The organism is Streptomyces sp. Je 1-4 4N24 (genome assembly GCF_026239515.1).
Taxonomy (GTDB): domain Bacteria; phylum Actinomycetota; class Actinomycetes; order Streptomycetales; family Streptomycetaceae; genus Streptomyces; species Streptomyces nigrescens.
The window spans coordinates 276,230-301,443 of sequence record NZ_CP110836.1 but is presented as its reverse complement, the minus strand read 5'-3'; the positions used below and the strand labels follow the sequence as shown (position 1 = coordinate 301,443).

General features: G+C 67.9%; 18 protein-coding genes. 10 read left to right on the top strand and 8 right to left on the bottom strand.

Features of this window, described 5'->3' with window-relative positions; translation table 11 throughout:
• Positions 1 to 374: 374 nt before the first annotated feature.
• A complete protein-coding gene (locus SLV14N_RS01400) occupies positions 375 to 1,319 on the bottom strand; it encodes a LysR family transcriptional regulator (RefSeq protein WP_208679351.1) in 945 nt (314 codons plus the stop codon).
• A gap of 368 nt (positions 1,320 to 1,687) precedes the next feature.
• On the opposite strand from SLV14N_RS01400, the gene dnaE reads away from it, so the two are divergent.
• Positions 1,688 to 5,284, top strand: coding sequence for a DNA polymerase III subunit alpha (gene dnaE, locus SLV14N_RS01395; RefSeq protein ID WP_263267622.1), 3,597 nt, complete (start codon positions 1,688 to 1,690; stop codon positions 5,282 to 5,284).
• Positions 5,285 to 5,313: 29 nt separating this feature from the next.
• On the opposite strand, the gene SLV14N_RS01390 is transcribed toward dnaE, so the two are convergent.
• A complete protein-coding gene (locus SLV14N_RS01390; protein WP_263267621.1) occupies positions 5,314 to 7,011 on the bottom strand; it encodes a hypothetical protein in 1,698 nt (565 codons plus the stop codon).
• Between the two features lie 239 nt (positions 7,012 to 7,250).
• On the opposite strand from SLV14N_RS01390, the gene SLV14N_RS01385 reads away from it, so the two are divergent.
• Positions 7,251 to 7,394, top strand: a complete 144-nt coding sequence (locus SLV14N_RS01385) for a hypothetical protein (protein ID WP_263267620.1) — start codon at positions 7,251 to 7,253, stop codon at positions 7,392 to 7,394.
• A 342-nt stretch (positions 7,395 to 7,736) separates the two neighbouring features.
• Here the strand turns inward: SLV14N_RS01385 and SLV14N_RS01380 are convergent, their stop codons facing one another.
• A complete protein-coding gene (locus SLV14N_RS01380) occupies positions 7,737 to 7,955 on the bottom strand; it encodes an EF-hand domain-containing protein (protein WP_208679347.1) in 219 nt (72 codons plus the stop codon).
• A gap of 1,079 nt (positions 7,956 to 9,034) precedes the next feature.
• Here SLV14N_RS01380 and SLV14N_RS01370 point away from each other — a divergent pair.
• Both SLV14N_RS01370 and SLV14N_RS01365 read left to right on the top strand, forming a co-directional pair.
• On the top strand, positions 9,035 to 9,535 hold the full coding sequence (locus tag SLV14N_RS01370) for a lamin tail domain-containing protein (protein WP_208679346.1): 501 nt from the start codon (positions 9,035 to 9,037) through the stop codon (positions 9,533 to 9,535).
• A 410-nt stretch (positions 9,536 to 9,945) separates the two neighbouring features.
• Positions 9,946 to 10,188 (top strand): hypothetical protein, encoded by a 243-nt coding sequence (locus SLV14N_RS01365; protein ID WP_208679345.1) that lies wholly within the window; start codon positions 9,946 to 9,948, stop codon positions 10,186 to 10,188.
• Between the two features lie 506 nt (positions 10,189 to 10,694).
• Here the strand turns inward: SLV14N_RS01365 and SLV14N_RS01360 are convergent.
• Positions 10,695 to 11,147, bottom strand: coding sequence for a helix-turn-helix domain-containing protein (locus SLV14N_RS01360; RefSeq protein ID WP_208687625.1), 453 nt, complete (start codon positions 11,145 to 11,147; stop codon positions 10,695 to 10,697).
• 117 nt (positions 11,148 to 11,264) lie between these two features.
• Here SLV14N_RS01360 and SLV14N_RS01355 point away from each other — a divergent pair, with 117 nt between their 5' ends.
• The 3 genes from SLV14N_RS01355 to SLV14N_RS01345 all read left to right on the top strand — a co-directional run bounded on the left by SLV14N_RS01355 (position 11,265) and on the right by SLV14N_RS01345 (position 14,934).
• Positions 11,265 to 12,509 (top strand): MFS transporter, encoded by a 1,245-nt coding sequence (locus tag SLV14N_RS01355; RefSeq protein WP_263267619.1) that lies wholly within the window; start codon positions 11,265 to 11,267, stop codon positions 12,507 to 12,509.
• Positions 12,510 to 12,845: 336 nt separating this feature from the next.
• A complete protein-coding gene (locus SLV14N_RS01350; RefSeq protein ID WP_263267618.1) occupies positions 12,846 to 14,033 on the top strand; it encodes a glycosyltransferase in 1,188 nt (395 codons plus the stop codon).
• Between the two features lie 235 nt (positions 14,034 to 14,268).
• Positions 14,269 to 14,934, top strand: coding sequence for a TetR family transcriptional regulator (locus SLV14N_RS01345; RefSeq protein ID WP_259670044.1), 666 nt, complete (start codon positions 14,269 to 14,271; stop codon positions 14,932 to 14,934).
• Positions 14,935 to 15,204: 270 nt separating this feature from the next.
• Here SLV14N_RS01345 and SLV14N_RS01340 read toward each other — a convergent pair whose 3' ends face one another.
• Positions 15,205 to 15,396, bottom strand: coding sequence for a hypothetical protein (locus SLV14N_RS01340; RefSeq protein ID WP_263267617.1), 192 nt, complete (start codon positions 15,394 to 15,396; stop codon positions 15,205 to 15,207).
• 287 nt (positions 15,397 to 15,683) lie between these two features.
• A complete protein-coding gene (locus SLV14N_RS01335) occupies positions 15,684 to 16,724 on the bottom strand; it encodes a vWA domain-containing protein (protein WP_263267615.1) in 1,041 nt (346 codons plus the stop codon).
• A 506-nt stretch (positions 16,725 to 17,230) separates the two neighbouring features.
• Here SLV14N_RS01335 and SLV14N_RS01330 point away from each other — a divergent pair.
• Positions 17,231 to 17,746 (top strand): putative immunity protein, encoded by a 516-nt coding sequence (locus tag SLV14N_RS01330; protein WP_263267613.1) that lies wholly within the window; start codon positions 17,231 to 17,233, stop codon positions 17,744 to 17,746.
• A gap of 527 nt (positions 17,747 to 18,273) precedes the next feature.
• Here the strand turns inward: SLV14N_RS01330 and SLV14N_RS01325 are convergent.
• On the bottom strand, positions 18,274 to 19,776 hold the full coding sequence (locus tag SLV14N_RS01325) for an IPT/TIG domain-containing protein (protein ID WP_208679340.1): 1,503 nt from the start codon (positions 19,774 to 19,776) through the stop codon (positions 18,274 to 18,276).
• A 1,095-nt stretch (positions 19,777 to 20,871) separates the two neighbouring features.
• Here SLV14N_RS01325 and SLV14N_RS01320 point away from each other — a divergent pair.
• Positions 20,872 to 21,762 (top strand): DUF2993 domain-containing protein, encoded by an 891-nt coding sequence (locus tag SLV14N_RS01320; RefSeq protein ID WP_263267610.1) that lies wholly within the window; start codon positions 20,872 to 20,874, stop codon positions 21,760 to 21,762.
• Between the two features lie 176 nt (positions 21,763 to 21,938).
• Here the strand turns inward: SLV14N_RS01320 and SLV14N_RS01315 are convergent, their stop codons facing one another.
• Positions 21,939 to 23,411 (bottom strand): DUF4334 domain-containing protein, encoded by a 1,473-nt coding sequence (locus SLV14N_RS01315; RefSeq protein ID WP_263267608.1) that lies wholly within the window; start codon positions 23,409 to 23,411, stop codon positions 21,939 to 21,941.
• A 270-nt stretch (positions 23,412 to 23,681) separates the two neighbouring features.
• Between SLV14N_RS01315 and SLV14N_RS01310 the strand changes: the two genes are divergently transcribed.
• A complete protein-coding gene (locus tag SLV14N_RS01310) occupies positions 23,682 to 25,214 on the top strand; it encodes a prenyltransferase/squalene oxidase repeat-containing protein (RefSeq protein WP_263267606.1) in 1,533 nt (510 codons plus the stop codon).

Here is a 25,214-nt window from a genome sequence, read left to right as displayed (position 1 = left end):
GCGCACTCGCCAACGAGTGGAAACAAGTCCGGTGACAGCCCCGGCGGAACGGCCGTTCAGCTCGCCCTCGACGCGCGACGTCGCCGTCAACCGGTGTGGTATCGGCGGCACTTACTGAACCCGTGCCCCGCGCGCAGGGTCTGGTCGCCACGCGCTTCCGGCCCCACCTGGCCGGCCTCACCGGCGGTGTCAGAAGGACCTCGGCGCGCTGCAGGGCATACAGATCGGGGGGCTCGGGGTGCTCAGGGAAGCCGCCGTGCCGCATCACGTATGCGTACACACCGGGGACGTCCGCGTGGACCAGACGGGTCAGCAGGGGCGGTTCGCCGATCCACAGCAGCTTGCTCTCCTCGACCGAGGCCTCCGCCGCAGCTTCAACGTGCTGTGGCGCGCTCGGCCCACTTAGGTGTCCAGGTCCCGCTGTCGGGGCGGCCGGGGTAGGCAGAGGTGAGCTGGTTTCGCAGTGCGGTGAGGGCGGGGTGCGGGTTGTCGGTGCGCCAGATCAGTGAGTGCGGGTAGACCGGGGTCGGGTCGTGCAGGGGGATGCGTCGCAGGTCGTGGCCGGCAGGCCAGACCAGTGGGGTCTGTTCGCTGACGAAGGTCGCCAGTGTCGAGGAGGCCGCGATCGTGTCGAGGAGGGGCTCGATACCGAAGTTGGGGCCGACCGCGTCGATGGTGAGACCGAACGTTGCGGCGAGTTCGTCATAGTAGGCGGCCCACTCGGTGCCGGGCAGGTTGCCGGGCATCCAGATCCGGCGCCCGGCGAGCTGTGCGGGAGTGATCGCGCGGGCGGCGGCGAACTCGTGGGCCGGTCCGGTGAACAGGTGGAGCGGTTCGTCGTAGACCGGAGTGGCCTCGATGCCTTCGGGGAGCTGCCGGCCCGGCATGGTCACGGCGCGGAAGGTCGCGTCGATCGTCCCGGACCGGACGGCGGCGATGGCCGTGTCGGAGTCGAACAGGGTCACGACATCGAGATCGGTCTCCGGATACGCGCGATGGAAGTCGCGCAGCAGACCGGCCACGGAAACCCGGCGGCCGATCACGTCGACGCGCAACGCCCGGCGCCCTGGTCGCACGGAAGCGGCTGCCCGTTCCTCGGCTTGCAGGAGAGCCCGGGCGTAAGGCAGGAACGCCTGCCCGTCGATGGTCAGCCGGGCTCCGCGGGCCGTACGGCTGAACAGCTGCACACCGAGGTCCTTCTCCAGCACGGCGATGCGCTTGGAGACGGCCTGTGGGGTGATCGACAAGTTGGCGGCGGCTTCTTGGAACTGTCCCGCGTCCACGGCGGTGACGAAGGTGCGCACGGCGATGAGATCCACGCTGACCATCCTAGGTGGACAACCAATCGTTGACTGTGGTCGGCGAAATGGTTGTTTGATTCCCATAGGCCACGCTGGCTTTGATGTCTCTGGTCAACATGTGGTTTCGCAGGCAGTGCGGCAGGAGGCGCGCTGCCCGGCGGCCGGGTGGCTGCCGGGCCTGCACTCCAAAGGCTCGGACTGATCACGTGCACGGGCGGTGCGGCCCCTTGGCCGCTCCGTCGTCGTGACTGCATGGCGACGGGCCGAGCCGTCCAGCCGTCCAGCCATCTGCCGATGCCGATGCCGGTGCGGCCGGCCACCGACAAGGCCCCATCGTGTCCCTGGCCGGGATGGGGCTCCCTACTCACCCCGGAGGCGACCCTCACGTGTCGGATTCCTTCGTTCACCTGCACAATCACACCGAATACTCGATGCTGGACGGCGCACAGAAGCTGAAGCCGATGTTCGCCGAGGTGGCCCGGCAGGAGATGCCCGCGATCGCCATGAGCGATCACGGCAACATGTTCGGCGCCTACGAGTTCGCGCAGGTCGCGAAGGGCTTCGGGGGGATCAGGCCGATCATCGGCATCGAGGCGTACGTGGCGCCTTCCTCTCGGTTCGTCCGTAAGCAGGAGTTCTGGAGGCCGGGAGGCCGGCGCGCCACGAACGCGGACGGTGAGGGGTCGAAGGATGTCTCCGGTGGCGGCCGCTTCACTCACATGACCATGTGGGCGCGTACCAGCCAGGGCCTGCGGAACCTGTTCTGGCTCAGCACGCAGGCCAGCTATGAGGGTCAGTTCCCTGCCGGAAAGCCGCGCATGGACCGGGAGTTGATCGCTGACCGGCCGGACGGGGTCATCGCCACCACCGGCTGTCCCTCGGGCGAGATCCAGACCCGACTGCGGCTGAACCAGTATGACGAGGCGAAGGCTGCTGCCGCGGCCTACCAGGAGATCTTCGGCCGCGAGAACTACTTTCTGGAGCTGATGGACCACGGCCTGGACATCGAGAGTGAGGTCCGTGAGGGCCTGCTGCGCCTGGCCAAGGAACTGAACATCCCCCTCCTGGCCACCAATGACGCGCACTACGTCACCGAGGACCAGGCCGACGCCCACGACAGTCTGCTGTGCATCGGTGTCGGCAAGAACAAGGACGACCCGGGCCGCTTCCGGTTCAACGGCTCCGGCTACTACCTCAAGAGCGCCGCCGAGATGCGCAGTCTGTTCTCGGAGCTTCCGGAAGCCTGCGACAACACCCTGCTGATCGCCGAGCGCATCGAGTCCTACGACGAGGTCTTCGACTACGTCGACGAGATGCCGCAGTTCCCGGACGTGCCGGAAGGCGAAACACAGGAGTCGTGGCTTCGCAAGGAAGTCCTCAAGGGTCTGGCCATGCGCTACGGGGACCCGGTTCCCCCGCACATCGTGGACCGCTTCGAGACCGAGATGTCGGTCATCGGCCCCATGGGCTTCAGCTCCTACTTCCTCGTCGTGGCGGACATCTGCCGCCACGCCCGGGACAACAAGATCCCGCTGGGCCCGGGCCGGGGCTCGGCCACCGGCTCGATCGTCGCCTACGCCACCCGCATCACCGAGCTGTGCCCCCTGGAGCACGGCCTGCTGTTCGAACGGTTCCTGAACCCCGAGCGCATCAACCCGCCGGATGTGGATCTCGACTTCGACGACCGTCAGCGCGACCGGATGGTCCGCTACGTCACCGAGAAGTACGGCGAGGCGTACACCGCCATGGTGAACACGTTCGGCAAGATCAAGGCCAAGAACGCGATCAAGGACTCCTCACGCATCCTCGGCTACCCCTACGCCCACGGCGAGCGGATCACCAAAGCGCTCCCGCCGGACCACAACGGCAAGTCCGCCCCGCTGGCCGCCGTCTTCGACCCCTCCCACGAGCGGTATGGCGAGGCCGGCGAGATCCGGCAGATGTATGGCAACGAGCAGGATGTGAAGCGGGTCATCGACACCGCCCGCGGGGTGGAGGGCCTCACCCGCGGCACCGGTGTGCACGCCGCGGCGGTGATCCTGTCCAAGACGAAGCTCACCGACCGGATCCCACTGCACATGCGCGCCTCGGACGGCGTGAAGATCACCGGCTTCGACTACCCGTCCTGCGAGGACATGGGTCTGGTCAAGATGGACTTCCTGGGGCTGCGGAACCTGGGCGTCATCGACCAGGCCATCGAGAACATCCGCGAGAACCGGGGCATCAGCCTCGCCACCGTTGACCCCCTGGACGGCGACCCGTCCACCGTCGTCATCCCCCTGGACGACACCAAGACCTACCGGCTGCTGGCCGAGGGCAACACCTTCGGTGTCTTCCAGCTCGACGGCGGCGGCATGCGCGTACTGCTGAAGCAGATGGAACCCACCCGGTTCGAGGACATCGCCGCAGTCAACGCCCTCTACCGGCCCGGCCCCATGGCGGCCAACGCCCACACCAACTACGCCCACCGCAAGACCGGCCGCCAGGACATCACCCCCATCCACCCGGAGCTGCGCGACGCCCTGGAGCCCATCCTCGGCAACACCTTCCACCTGCTCGTCTACCAGGAGCAGATCATGGCCATCGCCCGGGAACTGGCCGGGTACACCCTCGGCGGCGCCGACCTGCTGCGTCGTGCGATGGGCAAGAAGAAACCGGAGGTGCTGGCCGCGGAGTGGGACAAGTTCCACGACGGCATGCGGGGCAACGGGTACAGCGAGGAAGCCGTCAAGGCCCTGTGGGACGTCATGCTCCCGTTCTCCGGCTACGCCTTCAACAAGTCCCACACCGCCGGCTACGGCCTCGTCTCGTACTGGACCGCCTACCTCAAGGCCAACTACCCGGCCGAGTACATGGCCGCCCTGCTCACCTCGGTCGGCGACGACAAGGACAAGGCCGCGATCTACCTCGCCGACGCCCGTAAGAACGGCGTTCGCGTCCTCCAGCCCGACGTGAACGAGTCCGTCGCCGAGTTCACCGCCATCGGCGACGACGTACGGTTCGGGCTGCGGTCCGTACGCAATGTCGGCGACAACGTCATCGACGCCATCGTCGACGCCCGCCGCCGGGAAGGGAAGTTCACCTCCTTCTCCGACTTCCTCGACAAGGCCGGTCTGTCCGCACTGAACAAACGAGCTGTGGAGTCCCTGATCAAGGCCGGCACCTTCGACTCCCTGGAGCACTCCCGCAAGGGCCTCACCGCCATCCACGAGGACGCCATCGACGCGATCATCCCCGTGAAGAAAGCGGCAAGCTTCGGACAGGACGACCTCTTCGCCGACCTGGGCGGCGAAGGAAGCAGCGCTGCGCCCTTCGGCCTCGACTTCGCCATCGACGACACGGAGTGGCCCCGCCGACAGCTCCTGGCGACCGAACGCGACATGCTCGGCCTCTATGTCTCCGCCCACCCACTGGACGGCGCCGAGCACATCCTCTCCGGCGCACGGGACTGCTCCATCGCCGAACTACTCGCCTCCGGCCGCACCACCGGGGACGTACAGCTCTCCGGACTGATCACCGGCATCCAGCTCAAGATGACCAAACAGGGCAACGCCTGGGCCATCGTGAACCTGGCGGACCGTGATGCCGGCATCGAGGTTCTCTTCTTCCCCGCCGCCTACCAGCTGGTGCAGCACGCGCTGGCCGAAGACAACGTCATCTCCGTGAAGGGCAAGATCGAGGACCGGGACGGAACCGTGAACGTCTTCGGCAGAGAACTCGCGGTACTGGACGTCTCCTCCGCCGAGCACGGCGGCAAACCCCCCGTGCGACTTGCCCTTCCCGCCCACCGGATCACCGAACAGTCCGTCAGAGAACTCAAGCGCATCCTCGCGGACCACCCAGGCGACAGCCCCGTCCACCTCAGCGTCCGCGGCGCCCGCAAGACGACCGTGTACGCCCTGCAAGCCAAGGTGGACGCCATCACCATCGCATCCGACGTGAAGGGCACGTTCGGAGCTGACGCGTGGATGGGCCTGGCATGATGCCGGGGGCCGGGAGTGGGTACACGGCATCAGTTCGCACTGTCACGGATTCCGTCGGAGCAGCAGCCGCTCTTCGCGCCGGCGGCGGTGTCGAGGCGGCAGAAGCACGACGCCTCGACGGGGACGTCCGCGAGTGCGGTGGCCACGGTGAGTTGCTGGGCGACGATGCGGGCTTCTCCCGTCCTGCCGAGCTGCACGAGGCATTCGTGGAAGCCGTGGAGGGCCCATACGTTTCCGGGATGCTGCAACGGCCTGGGCAGGGTGTCGTCGAGTCCGAGGTCGGCCCGGTAGACGGCCTCGGCCTCCTCGACCCGGCCCTGTTCCAGCAGGAGCGCCCCGTAGGCGTGGCGGGTCGGCTGCATCCAGCCCCACGGTTCGTCGTAGGGCAGGTTGTCGTCGAGCTCGATGGAGCGCTCCAGGGAGGCGAACGCCACGTCGTACTCGCCCTTGCGGTACGCGAGTTCGCCGTCGAGCATGGCGGAGGCGATCGCCAGGATGTCCCGGCACGTGTTGTTGAACAGCATCCGCGTCCCGGGAACCCGCTCGGCCGCGCGGCGGAACAGTTCTCGTTCGGCCTCGGCCTCGGCGGTCGCCCCCGTGGCGGAGCAGGCCACTCCGCGCGCGTAGTGCAGCATCGCCGTGGTGACGCAGTAGAGCTCCGGGTCGGCGGGCATCGGCAGCGCGAGAATGTCTGTCCACCGGCCGAAGCGGATCAGCACATGCACCCGCATGGCGAGAAAGCCCTCCAGCCAGTCGGCCATGGGCGGGCTCTCCACGCGCAGCAGCTCCTCGGGGATGGACGCCTCGAGTTGTGCGGCCGTCTCCAGTGCCGTCCTGGACTGGCCGAGGAACATCGCCCCGTAGATCTTGAAGTGGTAGTTGTGGGAGCGGTACAGCGTGTAGAAGTTCATCGCGCCGGCTCGCCGCAGGTACTTCTCATCGGCCCTGATCGCGTCGCTGTTGCCCGACACGACCCGTCGGTAGTCCCCGCACAGCACGTCGAGATGTGAGGGCATGTGCTGCAGGTGCCCCGCGTCCGGGACCAGCCCTCGCAGTCGGTCGGCGACCGACAGAGCCTTCTCCGGCGTCGGCGACATCTCCATCAGGTGGATGTACATGTGGAGTGTGCCCGGGTGATCGCTGCCTGCCGCGGTCAACAACGCGCACTCAAGGACGGCCTTCGCCTCCAGCGTGCGCGCATCGCCGGCGGGTTCGCCCGTGCGCAGGTCCCACAGCTGCCACGGGGTGAGGTTCATCAACGCGTCCGCGTAGAGGGTGGCGACGTCCAGGTCGTCGGGTGCGAGTTCGTAAACGGCGCGCATGGCCTCGGCATACGGCTCGTTCCAGACGGAACAGTCCTCCACTGCCTGCGAGACGGGGTAGCGCTCGCGCAGCGCCTCAATGAGCGCGCGCTCGGTCGGCGTGGCCCCGTCACACAGTGCGTGGGCCCGTTCGACGGCGGCGTGTGCCCGTTCCACCGTGCGCTGCAGCTCGGTCTCGTCGAAGAACTCCCAGGGCTTGTTGTAGTTGGGGCCCAGGGCGAACGCGATGCCCCAGTACGCCATGGCGCAGCCGGGATCCGCTGTCGCCGCCGATTCGAAGCAGCTGACGGCCTCTTCGTGGTTGAACGCGTAGCTCCAGGCGAGGCCACGGCCGAACCAGAGCTGTGCTTCCGGCGAACGTGTCGATACGGGCCGGGTGAAGGTCCCGAGGTCGAAGTAGTCCATGAGGATCTCCTGCAGAGGGATGTGAACTCGACGATAGTCGGCGCTCAGTGCATAGGCGCCGATTGGCTTTGTTCACTTCTGGCGACTTACGCCGTCCCGCATTCACTCGAATGGGCTTTATCCCTGAGGGGTGGATTTAGCGATGGCGAGGCAGGTGTTCCTCTGTCGAGGATGGGGATGGCGTAATGCCCCTCCGCAATCCGCCCCATGTCGACGATTTTGAGGGCGGTGGTGTGGCTATGAGCCCGAAGAGCTACGCCCCTGTAGGGGTCTTCGCCGACAGCATTGAAGAAGTGCCGTCGGACCTCGCAGCGAAGGCCGAGACACTCGGCCGCATCATGCTCGACACCGGTCTGGCCTGCCTTCCCGCGTTCGAGCGCTGACAGCACGAGACCCCGGGTTCATGAGGGCCCGGGGTCTGCGCGTACTGGTGTGTTCGGCCGGCTCAACCGCCATCCGCGGCTACTGCAGCCCAGGGATCCGATTCGGAATCAGAGCCGTTGTAGCGCCGCCGGCCCATATTTGGCACGGCGGACATCAGGACGGCCCGTACGTTGCTCACCCCGTGCACATCCCAGTCGTTCTCCTGGCCCTTGCAGTCCTTCTCGGGCCAGAGCTCTTGCGGGAATACGGGCATGGCCTCGCTTTACGTCGTCCACGATCCACGCGATGACGGGAAGGGACCACATCGCCTCCGGCACGTTCACGTGCCGGACCCGGCGGTGTCAGCCATTCATGGCCGCCCAGAACTCCTCGAACGACATCTGGCGATCGTTGTCGGTGTCGAGCGAGTCGATCAGTGCCTGGGCCTCCGACTCGGTGATCTCCGAGCCCTCCAACTCCGCCACGACCTTCCGGTATTCGTCGGCAGTGACCAGGCCGTCCCCGTCGATGTCGTAGCGCTCGAAGACCTTACGCGCCGCCGTCTCCATGATGTCTGCCATGTACTCCGCCCTTCTGCGATCTTCGCTGACGGGCCCAGATTATCCGTCCGCTCGGAGCGACGCGGGTGGGGCCCAACCTGGCAGACGCTGGGTGAGGACCTTGGGGGTGATGGCGGGCAGGTGGCCGCTGCAGCTCGTTGGCGTAGCCGGCCGTGGTGTTTGAGGACCCACAGGATCGGCGTGGTCCAGCGACTGAACACCAGGTCGATCACCGGGTTGATCGGGCACACCTGAGCCACGGCGTCGGTCACGGCTCTCCCTCTGGCGAGTGTGTCGGGCGTTTGGTGGTGGGTTTGCTGGTGGGGCGCTTGCGGCACGTAGGAATTGCCGGGCGGCGGGGTCGGCGGACCGGGGCCAGGTTGAGGTGCTCTTCCCCCAGAGCTGTTCGGCTTCCGCGGCCGCAAGGGCACCGCGTCTCAGGAGTCGCTGGCATCGACCCGGCGCCGTGCTCGTGTCGGAGTCCCGGTGCTCCGGCCGGATCCTAGCTGTTCAGACCACTGCGGCAGATCAGCGAGTCTGTATACGCGGTCGCTTCGTAGCGAATGGCTATCAGGTGGCGTCCGCGCGGCTTCAGTGCCTAGGTCAGTTCCCGGTTGGCCGCCCGCGCGGTATGGAGTTGCTCGGTCCGTTCATCGCTGCCGAGGGGGAGGTAGCGGGTGGCTTTGCGTTTGTCGGGGCTTTTGTGGAGGGCGAGTTCAGTGTGGTCGCCGAGGGTGAGTGTGGTGCGATTGCCGGCGGAAAGGGACGGCGTCGGCTTCTGGGAGTTGCCCGTGGGTGCCGTCGACGTCCACCTCGTCGCCGACGCTAGCTCTCGGCATCCTTGAGCGGGCCCCATGCGTGATCGTCGGTAACCCCTTGGGGCGCCTGGATGTGTGTAGGGGGCGTCGCATTGGGGCTGATGGACGCGGGGGAGTGCGCGCCTGGCTTAATGGGGTTGTGTATATGTCCGTGTTTTGTAACACCAAACCGGATTTCTTCCGTCAAGGCATGACGGGCGGTCACTGTGTGGGGGCCCGGTCAAACCGGCCGGGTATCCGGTTTCCGGCGCCCCGCTGTGGCGCCGTATCCAGGGGGTTTTCGTGTCCCGTAACGCTTCACGTATCGCCGCCGCGGTCCTCGGCTCTGCGGCTCTCGCGGCCACCGCTGTCCTCCCGGCCGCCGCTGCCGGCCACGGTCACCACGCTCCGGCCCCGCACCACCACCGCTCGGCGGTGAGTCTCGGAGCGATCCAGTACGACAGCCCCGGGCGCGATGACCGCTCCAACCGGAGCCTGAACGCGGAATATGTGACGGTGAAGAACACCGGTCACCGCGCGGTCAACCTCCGTGGCTGGACCCTGTCCGACCGCTCCGGCCAGACCTACCGCTTCGGCAATGTGCGCCTGAAGGGCCACAGCCAGGTCCGTGTCCACACCGGTATCGGACGCGACAACCGCTGGAACCTCTACCAGGACCGCCGCACCTACGTGTGGGACAACAACGACACCGCCATCCTGCGCAACGACCACCGCCGCATCGTCGATGTCGAAAGCTGGGGCCGGCACGGCGGACACCACGGCCACTGGGGCCACAGCCACTGACCTCCCCAACCGGCTGGTGAGGCTTGATGCCGCCTCGACAGCCACCCACAGTGCGCCGCAGGCCCGCCCTGCGGCGCACCGCCATGTCCCGCGCTTGCAGCTCGAAGCCGCTGCACCCAACTCCACGTTCTGCACCCGCTCGTACTCCACGTCGGTGCTCTCGCCCCCGGGGTGACGAGCTGGCGCAGAGTGCCGGGCGCAGAACGACAACAGCCCGGCGGCCGATGGGGCGTGGCGCTCACCAGGTCGGAAAGGTACTCGCACTGTGCGGTGGTCTGGCGGCGCAATTCCGTACCTGCGGCCTGAGTTGTCAGAAGTGCGCGCAGGCGGCGGAAGCGAGCAGCCTGCCTGCTCCGCCGGTCAGCCGACCTCCTAGACTGCCGTCGTCTCAAGTTTGATCGGAGCACGACATGCGTCGCCTTATCCTCGCCCCCGCCCTCGTGGCAGTTGCCGCCCTCGCACTCGCCGGGTGCGCGCAGGACTTTGGCCAAGGCCCTAAGGGCCGGGTCACCGACAAGTCCAAGGACGGGAAGAAGTTCTACCTGGTCGTCGATCCCACGAAGGAGGGGAAGGAGAAGAAGTTCCGGGTCAGCAAGTACGACTACCACGACTGCTACCGGGGCTCGAAGTACCCCAAGTGCATCGACGATTAGCCCAGGACCGCACTGGTGGCGCCTCCCCTACATTCAGAACCTCACGGGTGGACCTTTCCCATGCCCACGCCTGCGGGTGGGACAAGCGGGACGCCATTGACGTAGGCCGAGCGGCGGACGGCGGGGAGCGGGCAGCGGGCAGCGGTCCGCTGGGAAGCACCGGCGTCCCAGGCCTCGAAGAACCACCCTGCGGTCGATGTCGATGTCGATGTCGACGTTGATGTCGATGTCGAGACCGGAGAGCCCCTGGACGGTCGTGTCGTAGCAGGAGCGTCAGACGCCACCGAAGGTAGGGAGGCCGGCTCCGATAGTGGGCTGGGCTGGGTGACGGCTTCGGCGAGGAAGCGTTGTGGGTGCTGCAGCCGTCATTGCCGTCGTCGATCCCGTGCTTGAACTGGGTGGGCTCGTAGCTATCTCGCACGGACGTGGAATCCCTGGAGTTCACCGCCCAACTGAGGCGCCATCTCAAAGGATGCCTTCACAAAGGCGGTCGACTCCGGCTCGGATCACGGGGTGGAGATCTTGTGGACGGCGGTGTCGTCGGGGTGCAGCCGTCGTCCGTCCGCAGAGAGCACTTCCAGTGCGCGGAGGCGATGTCCCTGTCGGCGGTCGACCAACTGTGAGTGTGGTTCGTCGGGGGCGAAGAAGTTCTGTTCGCCCCACTGTCGCAGTGCCACGATGACAGGGAAGAGCGCCTTGCCCTTCGGAGTCAGTACGTACTCACGGTAGGCGCTGCCGTCCGAGGCGGGGACGGATTCGAGGACGCCGCCGGCGATCAGGGTGCGCAGACGCGCGGTGAGGATGTTCTTCGCTACGCCGAGGCTGCGCTGGAACTCCCCGAAGCGCCGGCTTCCGTCGAAAGCGTCCCGCACGATCAGCAGGGACCACCAGTCGCCGATCGCGTCCACCGACCGGGCGACGGGACATTCGCTGTCGTCGAAGCGCGTCCTGGTCACCATGGCGTCTCTCACGTCCCTCAGTCTCACGATGGTTGCAACATGCTACCAAAAAGCCTTACCGTCGTCGAAGTCGTTGGTAGCAAGATGAAACTAGATACGTGGAGGGGTGCTGTGCTGATGCCCGGCAACGGTGAGGCTGTGACACGACGGACCGAGTGCCGAAGCGGGGAAGGTTCCGCGTTCGTTCTGTCCCGTGGTGTCGTCATACTGTTCGCCGTCGCATGCGGGGCCGCGGTGGCCAACGTCTACTTCTCCCAGCCGCTCCTGGTGACCATGGGCCACGACCTCGGCATGAGCCCGGCACTTGTCGGCAGCGTGGTCACCCTCACGCATGTCGGATACGGGCTGGGACTCTTCTTCCTCGTACCGCTGGGCGACGTGGCCGACCGCAGGCGGCTCATCGTGGCCCAGTTACTGCTCCTGGTGGTGGCGCTGGCCGTGGTGGCCGCCGCCCACACGGCGGCGATCCTGCTTGCGGGCATGGCCGCGACGGGGCTTCTCGCGGTCGTCACGCAGATGCTGGTGGCCTTCGCGGCATCACTGGCCCCTCCCGCCGGGCGCGGACGGGTCGTCGGTCTGGTCACCAGCGGCGTGGTCATCGGAATCCTGCTCGCCCGCACCGCATCCGGCCTCATGGCTGATCTCGCGGGCTGGCGCTCCGTCTATCTCGCCTCCGCCTCGCTCACCGCTCTGCTCGCCCTGGTGCTGTACCGAGTGCTGCCGCGCCACAGTGACGCTCCGCCGACAACTCTGCGCTACGGACAGCTCCTGCGCTCCACGATCACCCTGTTCGCACGGGAACAACTGCTGCGGCTCCGGGCCCTGTTCGGTCTGCTGGTCTTCGCCGCCTTCAGTACCCTGTGGAGCAGCGTGGCGCTGCCGCTCAGCGAGGCCCCGTACTTCCTGCCCCACAGCGCGATCGGGGCGCTGGGGCTGATCGGTGTCGCCGGCGCCCTGGCCGCGACCGCGGCGGGCCGTCTGAATGACCGCGGGCTCTCCCGGCGGACCACCGGCATCGCCCTGGCACTGCTCGCCGCCTCGTGGTTGCCCTTGGCCTTCACCCGCAGCTCGCTCTGGGCCCTGGTCGTCGGGGTGATCCTTCTCGACCTCGCCGTGCAGGCGGTCCATGTCACCAACCAGACCCTGATCTACGCGCTGCACCCGGACGCGGGCAGCCGGCTGATCGGCGGATACATGGTCTTCTACTCGATCGGCAGCGGCATCGGGGCCCTCGCCGCGACCTCCCTCTACACGGCGGCCGGCTGGGGCGCCGTATGCGCACTGGGTGCCGCGTTCAGTTGCCTCGGGCTCGTGCTGTGGGCGTCCACCCGACGCGGCACGCCGGACCCCGCCGCCAAGTGACCTCTCGCAGCGAAGCCTGAGCGTTCTCGCCGAACAGAGTCAGGGGTACGGGGCGGGATGCGGCTGCCCGGCGGTGCACTCACGTCGCACGACATTCACGCGTGTGCGCTTCACCCGTGTGTGCTTCACCCGTGTGTGCCTCGCCCGTGTGTGCCTCGCCCGTCGAGCGCCCGAAAGGAGCACGCGAGCGCGAGCGGGCGTCGCAGGGGGCTGAAGGGGGCGCGAAGGGCGAGTGATAGATTCTCAACAAGCGTTTATTTTTTGCGAAGTCGGCCGTGAAGTCCGGTGCGAGGCCCACGCCGTGGCGCCTGCACCGCATCGTGGAGAGCGAGCACCATGCGCATTCTCATCACTGCACACGCAATCTATTCGCACCTCGCCCCCCTGGTGCTGCCAGTGGCGGAGAGAGCTAAAGAGGCAGGTCATGAGGTAGCCGTCGCCACGGGAGCCGGCGTCGTCGAGCACATCGAGAAGCGCGGACTCACCGCGTTGACGTTGCCCAACGTCCAGTCGATGGGGGAAGCACTCCAGGGGGGTACCCTCCGGCCCCCGCCGGGCATGGAGAAGGCCGGTTCCGTGACCGTCGAGCTGGCGCCGGAGTTCTTTGCTTCGGCCTTCGTCGGCCACCTTGCCGAGGCCGGCACCCGCGACCTCCTCGAAGTGGCGAGGAGCTGGCAACCGGACCTGATCCTCCACGAGTCGACCGAGTACGGCGGCTATCTGGCGGCGGAATGTCTCGGCATCCCACACGGCGCTCTGGACATCGCGCCGATGGCGCCCTACGCCCATCCCGTCGTGACGGAGGAACTCAACCGGCAACGCGGGAAGTTCGGCCTGGCACCGGTCAGCGACGCCTGGCACACGTTCCGCACCTTCCGCGCCGGAGTCGTTCCGGAGGACTTCTACCCCACGGACAGCCGACTGCCCAGCGCCCGCTACTACCAGGTCCCCGCCCAGGCGGCACAGGGTGCCCTCGACCCGGATATCGCCCAACTCTCCACGGACCGGCCGCTCGTCCTCGCCACCCTCGGCTCGAACGCTACCCGGCTACCCGGCGGCGCCCAGGCTCTGCTGGAGACCATCGTCGAGACACTCGGAGAGCTGCCGGTCACCGGTGTCGTGGCCCTGGGGGCGGACCGCGACCCGCGGCAGTGGGACGGACCACGCTCCGACAACGTCCATCTGACGTCGTTCGTCCAGCAGGAACTGCTGCTCCGGTCCAGTGATTTGTTCATCACGCATGCTGGATTCAACGGGACCCGGGAGGCGCTGGCAGCCGGAGTCCCCATGGTGGCCGTGCCGTTGTTCGCCGAGCAGTCCCACAATGCCAGCCGGCTGCAGGAGTTGGGCGTCGGGACGCGGATAGACGTCCAGGACGTCACCCGCAATTCGCTGGCCGAGGCGGTGCGCAACGTGCTGGAGGACCGCTCCTACCGGTCGCGGGCCCAAGGACTGCAGCGCCGGTCCCACGCTCTGCCGGACCTCAACCGGCTGGTGGAGGATGCAGCGGCGCTGACCGCCTGAGCCGGACGGCCCTCCTCCGCACACCACCACGGTGACGGTTTCGCCGAACCGTTGCGTCTCACTCCGGCCGTTGGGACTCCACCGGCCGGAGTGCGGCAGCGGTGAGAGCCGGCCCTCACCCTGCAACCGCATCGGCTCCTCCCTCTGCGGAGCCTTCCGATCTGCCGTCTCCAAGTCCTCGGCGCCGCCCGGAGGTGCTTGTAGCATCAGGACCGGCACCGGAAAGGAGGCCGACTTGACCTGCGCCGATGCAGTGACGAATGCGCCCGGACAGGCCGCGCATGCGCCCGGACAGGCCGTGCAGCGGAATGTGGGTCCAGGAGGCCCGGCCGAGGAGGCGGCCCTTCCGGAGCGCAAAGGCGAGCGCACACGTCGGCGCATCCTGGCGGCCGCACGGCGGAAGTTCGCGGAGGTCGGCTACGAGCGCGCCACCATCCGAGCCATTGCGACCGAAGCTGACGTGGACAAGTCCTCCGTAATCCAGTATTTCGGTAGCAAGCAGGACCTGTTCCGTGAGGCCGTCCACTGGCAGATCCCTCACGACGAGCTCACCACCAGCGACCCCGGCCAGACGGTGGAGAACCGCCTGCGCGGCATGCTGGACACCTGGGCGGCGGATCCGGACAGCCCCATGGCAGTGCTCCTGAGGACCAGCATGACGAGCGACGAAGCGGCAGAGCTGCTGCGTCGGCATCTCACCGTGCAAGTCACCGATCACATCGCCGCCACCATCGATGCCCCCGACGCGCGGCTGCGTGCCGCATTGTTCAGCGCGATCATGATGGGTCTCGCCGCCCAGCGCTATCTGCTGCACCTCCCCGACCTGGCCGAGGCAGACGTGGAGGACATCGTGCGGATCGCTACTCCGCTGCTCCGTAGCCTCATTGCTCCGGACACGTGAACCACCTCCATCGCCGAACCGACCGTCCGGCCTGCGATGAGCCTCGATCGCTCGTGACGAGTCGCCAGTTCAACCCGTGGGCTGCTTCGGTCTGGTGGGCGGAGCGAGGGCAGGGCACCGGCCCGGCTGCCGCGTCGGGTGGGTGCCGGATTCCACGGCTCCGGTGTGCGGGCGAGGTTCGTCGGAGCAGGTGAGTTGGCTGGTCAGCCGTGGTCCGTCGGCGCCTATGCAACGCAACTGGGCGCCTGCGTAAGGACGTTCTGCGGACGATCAGCCGGGTTCCCTCGGATGGCCCTTGAAGGCGTCGCCGTCGAGCTCGGCCACCCAGGCACCGTCACGGGTCTCCGCCGGGCTCGACTGCCGCTGTCCAGGCAGAGGCGGTGGGAGTGGGACCTTCAGGAAGGTTTGATGAATGATGTCGGTGATCGTCGGCGTCGCCGCCCTATCGTCCTCGGCGGTCACGCACCACCTTGCAGGCCTTGGAACGCTGCGGCATCGTCACTACGCCCCGCACCGAAGCCGCTCGTACCAGGTGCGGTGAGAGGCCAGGAGCCACAGCCGGGCTTCGCGGGCCCGGCTGCCTTCGGCGAACCGGGCCCGCGGTGTCGTTCAGCCCCTCACCGGCTGAGGAGCTCGATGAGGGGGCTGACCGGTGACCAGGCCGACAAGGACGTGGAAGAGAGCCCTCGCGGTGAATTGACCGGCCTGTGTGGGGAGCCCGCCAGTCGGACCGGCGGGGCTTTCAGACGTCAGCTCATCAGCAGTAGCCGTGTGTGCGGTACGAGCTTCCGGTTCACGCTGGTGCTCTGCACAAAGATCGTGAAGTCGTCGTTGTGGTCCGGCTTGACGAGAGTTTCCATGTCCGGCAGGCCGAGCAGGGCTCGGGCCTCCGGCCCCGTGTACACCCGGTCCGTCTTCTTCTCCAGCACCGCAATCTGCTTGCGTGCCTGGACCTTCTCCGACTTACTCAGCTGATAGAACGCACAACCGGTACGGTAAGTGTGCCCGCATTCGACGACCCAGTCCCGGATCGTCGCTTCGCGAGCCACCGGAATCAGCTGGTACTCGGACGGATTCACCGGGGTGAGGCCGGCTGCCTCTATGGTGTCCTTGTTGACGGCCTCGGCACCTGTAGAGAACACCGCCCGCGATCCCCGGATGCCCTGGGTGCGGCCCACCATAAATTTCTCGGTTGCCTCCTGGATGACCTGGCCGGCCTCCTCCAGACCCTGTGTGCTCGTGGCGTCCCAGATGGCGATGTTGTCCTTCGGGAAACCGCACTGCATGGCCTCGCGCTTGCCCATCTGGTCCGGCACAAGGACGGCCAGCGTCCAGTTGTCCGCCTGTGTCTCGGTCATCTTGGCCACGGCCTGCACCAGTTCACGCGGATCCCTGGCAGGGGCATCCAAGCAGCGATGACTTGCGTTCTCCTGCCCGTCCGTCAGTACGAACGTCAGGAAGCTGTGGTCGCCGTAAAGTTGAGCTGTCTGCGCCAGCTCTTTCTGCGACTTCAGCGTGGCTGCCAGCAGAGCCGTCATCCCACCAACCCGGTACAGCTGCTTCAGGGACGGCATCCGCAGCACGTCCTTGTCGTAGATGACGCACTCCACCTTGTCTGCGAAGACGTACACCGTAACGCGGGTTTCCTGGTCCAGCTCCTGCGATCGGCGGGCCAGATATGCAATCTGCTGGTCGGCGACTTCGACGACCTTGCGACTCAGGTGTGACATGGACGAACTGGCATCCAACACAAGAGCAACGTGATTGATGTAGTTCTGGCTTCCGGACATAACCGCTCCCCCTTTTTCCGACTCGATGCACCCATCGTCGCACCCACCACTGACAATCGACCTTGGAGTCCAGGTGGATGCAGCCCCGAAGCAGCCGGACGCTCCACGGGGAAAGATCCGGGCCCAGGGCCGTCACACCTGCCGCATCAGCGGGGCCGTCCGAGGAGCGATCCGACCAGCCTGAACCGGGGCGTCCCGCACGTGATGCGGGAACCACTCCGCAAGCCGAACCACGTTCCACCAAGGCGCCACATCTGCCACCGGCCCAGCACACTGCCGCCGCGCGAATCAGCCTGCGCCCCATCCGCCGGCACACCCGCGTGGCGCAGTCGGTGGGAATCGCCTCCACACGAGAGAGCCACGAGCAGCGCGCTCCATTGCGACTCGGTGTAGTTGACGGGCTTGCGGATCGACCACCGGGTTTGCAGGCTTTGCGTGGGGGCTTGCCTGGTCGCGGGTGCGCGCCCTCAGGTGTGGGGTGGATGCCAGCAAAAGGAGTGCCAACCATGATCCTCCCGAAGGTCCGGGACCCTCGCTTCGTGACGATCCGCCGCGGTGGCACCCTCACTGATTCGGATCACCATCTCCTCGCTCTTTGGGCGGCATCTTGCGCGGAGCACGTCCTTGACCTCTTCGAGTCGGCTCGGCCCGATGACCCACGGCCGCGTCAAGCGATCGAGCATGCCCGCGCCTGGGTGCGTGGCGAGGTCAAGATGATGCAGGCGCGCGCGGCGGGAGGCCATGCCATGGGCGCGGCCCGAGACCTGCGCGGCGCCGCACGGCATGCCGCGTTCGCCGCCGGCCAGGCCGGAGTCGTCGCACACGTCGCCGCGCACGAGCTGGGTGCGGCCGCCTATGCGATCAAGGCCACACGTGCTGCCGCGCCGGAAGGCGAGGGCGAGGCCGCAGGGCGACTCGAGTGCCAGTGGCAGCGTGACCAGCTCCCCGAGGAGATTCGCGAGCTCGTACTTGACGACCAGCGATTGCGGAATGACATCTGCTGGTCGGTGTTTGACTGCTGAGCGGGCGTCGGGGCGCCTGCACCGTCCATACGAAGATGACCGACGCGCGAGCACATCTCGGTCTCCGAACCGAGGCCGGTCACCGGCCACCGGTCACCGGGCCTGCGGCCGCGAAGGCGCGGGAGGCACCACGCGTTGAATGAACCCCCACAACTCAGGTGAAGTGCGTTCAGTCCGGCAGGGATCGCCGCGGCCAACCGTAACGCCGTCCGCGGCGACCCCTATGCGGCTCCGCCGGGCTCGACCAGAACCTGATCTGGCGGCCGGGGCTGTCGTCGAGCCGCCACCGCACCACGGTACCCGGACTGTGGCACATCGGTGCCTCGGCTCATCCCGGCCCCGGCCTGTCGGGGGTTACGGACAGCCGGTCGCCCGGCAGCTGCTCGGCCGTGCCGTACAGCTCCGTGATCTGCTCGCCGCAGGGCGAACGGTCCTGCGGCGATCCCTCGCCCGGGCACGGTTCGACCGGCAGGCGGCAAGGGCCCGGGGCTGCTCGAAGGGCCACCCCGGAACGGAGCGTGCGGACGCTACCGTCCGGTATAGGTGAACTCGTCGGCCGGGCTGGTGGGAGAGGTGGCCTTGCCGACCGTCACGGTGATGTTCACCGTCTGGTGGTCGTCGAGCTGACCGGGCGCGGTCGCGGTGATCTGGCCGGTGGAGACGAACTTGACCGAATCGGATGCCTTGTCCTTGAAGTGCACGGTGGCGCCCTCGGCGAAGCCCGAGCCGTTGATGGTGACCAGGGTGCCGACCTTTCCGCTGGTCGGGCTGACCGCACTGACCACCACGGGTGCGGGTCCGCCGTAGGCGAACTGCCCCATCGCGACGGCCGGGGAGGTTCCGAGGGTGTTGGTGACGCGGACGTGGACGACGCCCGTTCCGTTGGGGGCCTTGGCGGTGATCTTGAGGCCGGAGGGGTCGATGGTGGGCGGCTCGGTGCAGGCGAAGTGGCCGAAGTCGACCATGCTGTCCTGACTGAAACCGGTGCCGTTGATGGTCACCGTGGCGCCTGCTGCGCCAAAGGTGGGGCTCACGTCGGTCACCACCGGCCCGGAAGGTACGTCAGGCGCCCCCACCAGGTCCAGGTAGGTGGAGTTGGCGTGCTGGAAGGCGATCTGGCCGAGGAAGTCCTGGGTGGTCTTGTTGACCAGGTTCTTGGCAAGGCTCGTGTATCCGGTGTTCATCAGGCAGAGCGTGCCGGGCTGGACGTAGACGTTGCCCTTGGTGCGCTTGGAGATCGCCCCGATGAGCAGCTTCACTTCTTCGGTCGCCTGCGGTCCCGGGCTCGGGTACCAGCCGGCGGTGGTGTCGAGATCGGCCCACGCGTGCGGTACCAGGTCGTAGGCGTTGTTCTGGCGCTCGTCGATGACCCACGGCACGGAGTCGAAGTAGTCGACGAAGCTCTGTACGCCGGCGGTGGGAGCGGCGAAGGTCATCACCGCGAACTTCGGCTGTTTCGGCCAGGTCTGTGCCTGCAGGTACGGAGCGAGCATGGTGGCGATGCAACCGCCCAGGCTGTGACCGGTCAGATAGACGGTCGGCTGCGGCGAGGAGGGCGCCGCCTTGAGCGCGACGGAGAGCGCCTGAGCGAGCGTGGCGTTCGGGGAGGGAGAGGCGATCGAGCGGGCGGTGACCACTCGTGTGAACGCGTCCTTTGCCCCCTTGGAAACGTCGATGGGCGTCGGCGATCCGCTTTCGGGGAACGGGACGACCGTGCCGACATCGAGGTCTTCGAGGATGTCGGTCAGATCGGCGTCCGTTCCGCGAGCGATGACGGCGAACTCGTTCGAGCCGTTGGTGCTCCGTACGAGGTAGGCCATATTGGCGTTGGCCTCGCTCAGGGCGAGCCACACCAGCTCCCACGCGTCCTGCGTCGCAAGGGTGGGATCGCTCAGTTGCGCGTTGATGCCGGTGATGATTCGTTTGGTCTGCTGCTCCAGGGTTTCCCCGGACGGACGCGGGGTGGCCCCGGTGGATGCAAGGGCAGCCAGGGTCATGGTCACCTGGGCGGTTGTCGGATCGGGTGCCATCGTCGTTTCTGCTCCTCGGATGTTTTGCCGGTGCGGGGGCGGGACGGCCTTTCGGCAGCATCAGGGCAGATCTGTGCCGAACCGACCGTCAGAGTGGATCGCACACCATCAGACCTCCCCTCTGCGTTGCCCGGTGCTTTTCCTGCCTTGAGGCTGACCAGGTTCACCTTGTTGGCCGTTCGTCATAGGTGTGTGCGGTTCGCCGAGCCGGGTGCGCAGCGCGGTCGCCAGAGCTGCGGTGTCCGCGGGCAGGCCCGGGGCGGCGGCCCAGGTGACGATGACGTCGGGGCGGATGAGCGCGGCCGACAGACCACCGCGGTCGGCGGGGGGCGGCCGCCACGGTCGACAGGCGGTCCCGCCATCCGGCCGCATCCTCGAAGCGAGGGCACAGGTCTCCCCAGTGATCACAGAGCGTCGCAACTCCGTGATCATCGGGACCTGCCCGTACTGTTGCCGACGTCCCCAACCGCGCCTATCTGCCGCTTCGTTCCGGGGCGAGTGGGACAGAGCATCTTCAACCGAACGCAGCGCTCGGGCACGGCACCGACTCCGGCTTCGGCGCCCTCTGCGTAGGTATCTCGAAGACTGTGCACAACTTGGTTCGAGTGCCTGGGCTGTGGTCGCATGATGGCGATGCTCTCCAACGAACCTTCCGCAGACTCCAAGGCGCGGGTACCGGCGAGCCGTGCTGCCCCGGACGGCCCGGCTTCGGACAACCAGTCCTCGGACGAGCCGTCGGCCCAGGGCGGTGAAGGGCCGGACGCCTCGTCGCCCCAGGGCAACACCGCCGGGGCCGACTCCGGTACAGGCACCGGCAGCGCCACCGTCGCTGACACCGCCGTCACCGAAAACGACAGCGACTCGAGCGCCGGCGCTGACGTCGGCACCAGTACCGCCGCTACTGCCACCGCTACCGCCGCCGACAGTGGCACGGACTCGGCCACGGCTGCGGCCACTGGCACCGACGCCGGTGTCGGCCCAGCTGGTGCCGCAACCGCAGGCGACGCAGGCACTGACAACACGCGCACCGGCGACGAGAAGGAGGACCCGCGGACCGAGCGCAAGCCGCGGCGGATCGTGCGGAGGACCGCGAAGGTGGTCGTCGCGCTGGCCGTCGTTCTTGCGTTTCTTGCGCTCGGGGACCGGTGGGCCGTGCTCTACGCGGAGAACCTGGCGGCGCAGCAGGTACAGAAGGCGCTGAAGCTGCACACCGCGCCCGAGGTGCACATCGACAGCTTCCCGTTCATCGGGCAGGTGCTCGCGGGCAACATCGACCATGTCGAGGCCGGCGTCCCGGATGTCGACGCCGGGCCGGTCTCCGTCGCTCAGGTGAAGGGGACGGTGAACGACATCCGGATCGTCGGCAGCCTGCCGTCCTCGGTCAAGGGTGCGGTGCTGAGCCGGGTGCGCGGTGACATCCTGCTGGACTTCAAGGACCTGAACCGCGAAGTCGGCGCGTCGCAGATCCACTTGATGCCCGGCCCCGAGAAGAACACGGTGGTGGCCGGCGGCGATGTGCCGCTGGGCGACAAGCGGGCCCAGATCCGGGGGCGTGCGCAGTTGCAGCGCACCGGGGACCGCGGCCTGCGCATGACCGTGCAGGACACGCGCGTGGTGGTGCCCGGCCTGCTCACATACGTACCGGGCAAGGGCGGTGGCTTGCAGCTGACTGCACCCGTCGCCGACAAGATGGACAAGGGCGAGCTGCAACAGGCGACCGGGAAGCGCGTCCTTCCGCAGCAGATGATGAAGGGCCGAGTGCTGGACACGCTCGTGGACCATCCGTCGCTGCTCAAACCCACCGGCATCGATCCCTCGCTCATCCAGGGCCTACAGAAGCTCCGGGAGCCGAAGGTCGCGCAGCAGATGGAGTTCTCCGTGCAGCTGCCGGACAACCTGCCGGGTGACATTCGGCTGCGCGACATCGCCGTGACGAAGAACGGCATTCGGGCGCAACTGACCGGCAAGGACGTACGGGTGGGCTAGCGAGCTCGTGCATGGTTGGCGGAAAGGCGTTGAGCTCCTGATCGTCGATCACGGTCGTGTGGTGGGGAACGCGTCTCGTGCAGCGATCGTCAGCCCGCTCGTGCATCGCCGACATGAGACCACGCACGACGTGCCGGCCTGCTGGTTCGGCGGGGACCGAGCCACCGTCACCCGGGCTATCTGCCGTCGCCGGATGGCTGGGGCAGCGACGCGGGTACGCGGGTGAGGTGGAAGAAGAAGTCCGTGGGGGTTCCCTTCTTGTCCATCACGCACAGCAGGACGTTGTCGGTGAGCCGGCGGAAATGGTCGATGATGGGCAGTTGGTCATAGACCATCGCCGTGGACTGCTTGCCGCGGTAGATGACCTCACGCAACGTTGCGAGGCCCATCTCCTCGTACGAGAAGACCGTCCCGTCCTCGTCGCGGCACAGCAGCGGCTCCACGTGATCGGCGTCGACGAACCGCTTGCCGTACCACCGCATCTTCGTCAGCAGCGCGGCGTTCTCGCTGGTGTGCTCGAACCCGCCGCCCTGCCAGGTGCCGAGGAGGAGATCGGTGTCGACCGGTTCGAGCCGGTCGAAGAGCTCTGCCAGCTTCGCGTTGTCGCACTGCCCTCCGGACGCGATGACGTCCAGAACTTCCTGCTCGATGCTCATGGCCGGGGCCTCCCTCGGTTGGGGGACGAACGGGGTGTGCCGGTCGTGCGCGGCGCTGCCCGGTCCGCCCGGCAGGGACGAGGTGGCGGCCCGGCCGGGGCGTACGGGGTCGAAGCGGTGGTACATCCGCGCATGCCAGAGCGCCACCCGCTCCAGTGCCACCGCGGAACCGTACCCGGCCGCGGTGAGCGGAGCCAGTGCCCGCCGGCAGTTTTCGAGCCCTGCCTCGGCGCGCTGGTACACCTCCTGCTCGGTCAGGCCGATGGCGAGTGCGTCGGTCTTCCCCTCGGACTGTTCCCGTTGGTGGCCGCGCAGGTCGTTGAGCAGACGGATGGCGGTCGCGGCCTCGCGCAGCGCGCCGAGCAGCACGGGAAGGCGCCGAGGCAGACCTGGCTCGTCCATGAGGGCCCACAGGGCGGTGACCTGTTGTTCGACGCCGATGGTCCAGGCGCCGTGCCGAAGATAGTCCGTCAGCTGGGGCACACCGCCACCGGCGGCCGCTGTCCGGGCCGTCTCGCGTTCGCATTGCATGCCGATGAGCGTCTGATGCATGCTTTTCCGCCAGACGGCGGTGAGTTCGGGCGGGCCGTCGCGGTGCAGGCCCCGGGCGATCTCCGCCAGAGCGCGCGCCATGGGATCGTCGCCGCCGCCGTCGCTGCCGCGCCCCGCGAGGACCCGGTGCCAGGCCCGGACGCGGGTTGGGGTCCTGTCCGGGCCCGCGGAGTCCGCTGCATCCGGTGCGTCCAGGACATTGTCGACCGCCATCAGCCAGACCGTGAGCCGGGACATCTGGTAGCAGGTCTCCGGCGGCAGCCAAGGGGTGAAGAACGCGGTCTGAAGACACATCAGGGGAACCAGTGCGGTGTCCACGGGCAGCCCGAGCTCTTTGAGCCAGATCTCCAGTCGCGGCATGCTCTGCAAGGCGGCGGAGCATGTGTCCGCTATGGAGACGATCTCCCGGGGAGGGTGGCTGTGCGGTCGCGAAGTGTCCACACCGTCAGGCTACGTCCCGCGCTCGTGCGTGTTCCTGCGCTACGTACTTTTTCGGCACGCACCCGGGTCGGTGCGCATGCCGCAGCCGCGTCGCCTCGCCCCACGGCGGGCCGGCAGCGCGTCGGGCCGTCGTCCACGCCAATGAGTCACGCCGGTGAAGCACGCCTACGAAGCGGAAGCGGAACTCGGGAAGACAGGAGTCAGATGTCAACCGGACCTGCGTTACCGTCCATACCGGACGCGCATCTATCGCCCACGCTCGCCACACGGGTGAGCCGTGCGCTTGCCCTCGCCACCCGGCACACACTCTCCACCCAGCGGGACAACGGCTCATGGCTGGCCACGCCGGCCCCTCGCATCACCGAGACCGCGCTGTGCACGCTGGCCCTGGCGCGCTCTCCGCACCCCGGCGCCGACCGAGCCGCCGAGCGGGGCAGGGCGTGGCTCGCCAACGGTGCCACCCCGCAGAGCCACCATCCGGTGGCCCACGCAGTGGAAACGGCGCTGCTGTCCCTGGCCCTGGACACCGGCGGCCCCATCGACGTGAGCCACCCCTCCTTCGCGGACCGGGCGCTGTCGGCCCGCGCCCGGCTCCTCCAGGCCATCGCGCTGTACACCGGCCGAGCGACCAGTGGCGGCACCGGTCCCGCCGCACTGCGCACCCTGCTGGCCACCGCGGTCGCAGCCCAGGGGCGGCTCAAGCGCTGGACCCGGGTGGAACTCTGGTCTGCGCACGCACTGGTGGAGACCCACTTCGGCGACCGGACATCCGCCCGGCACGCCGCCCGAATGGTCGCCGACCAGCAATCCCCAGCGGGCGACTTCTTCGCCAATCCGGTCACCACCGCTCTCGCGGCGCTCGCGCTCCAGGCCGCCGCCCCCGGCACGGCTGCCGCCCGCCGCTGCGCGGAGTACCTTCTCACCAGCCAACTCGCCGACGGGACCTGGCGCTTTTCCCGCAGCGATGTCTGGGACACCGCGCTGACCGTGCGCGCCTTCCACGGCGCAGCGGCCTTCGACCGCCACGGACTGCCGTCCGCCGTCGCGTTCCTGGTCGCGGCACAGAACCCGGACGGCGGCTGGCCGTACCGGTTGGGCGTCGAGTCCGACAATGACACCACCGCGGCCGTCCTGATCGCTCTGGGCGGCGCAAGCGGCGCGCCCGGCACCACGATCCGGTCCGGGCTACGTCACCTTGTCCGGCAACAGACCGCCGACGGTCTCTGGCGGACCTGGCAGTCCGCCGGGGACCCTCCGGTGGACGACGTGGTGGCGCATGTCGTCACCGCACTGGACCGCCACTCCGGCCGCCATCGTGTGCAACTGGCCGCGGCGCGTGGCTGGCTCGCCGAACGCCTCGGCGAACAGGGACGCTGGCACGCCGGGTGGTACCGGGGGCTGCCGTACGCCACCGCCGAGGTCCTTCCCGCCCTCGACGCGGCAGTACCTGCGGGAGGCCACCCCGCCGCCCGGACCCTGGCCGAAACCCGTAATCCCGATGGTGGCTGGCCCGTCGAAGGTGCCGGCCCCAGCACTCCTGCCGCAACCGGACTGGCGCTCGCGGCCCTGGAACTCGGCGGCCTGCTCAACGAGGAACACTGGGCACCTGCGCTCGGCTACCTTGTGGAGACCCAGCGCGACGACGGCACCTGGCCGGGCGTACCGCTCATGTACGGCCCGCGACCGCTCCTCACGCACTATCCCACCCACACCCATGCGTTTGCCGTCGGCGGCCTCTTTGCCGGGCAGCGCCGTCTCCGCACCGCTGAGGCGGCCACCGACTCCGCTCGCGAGGAGGGCTGA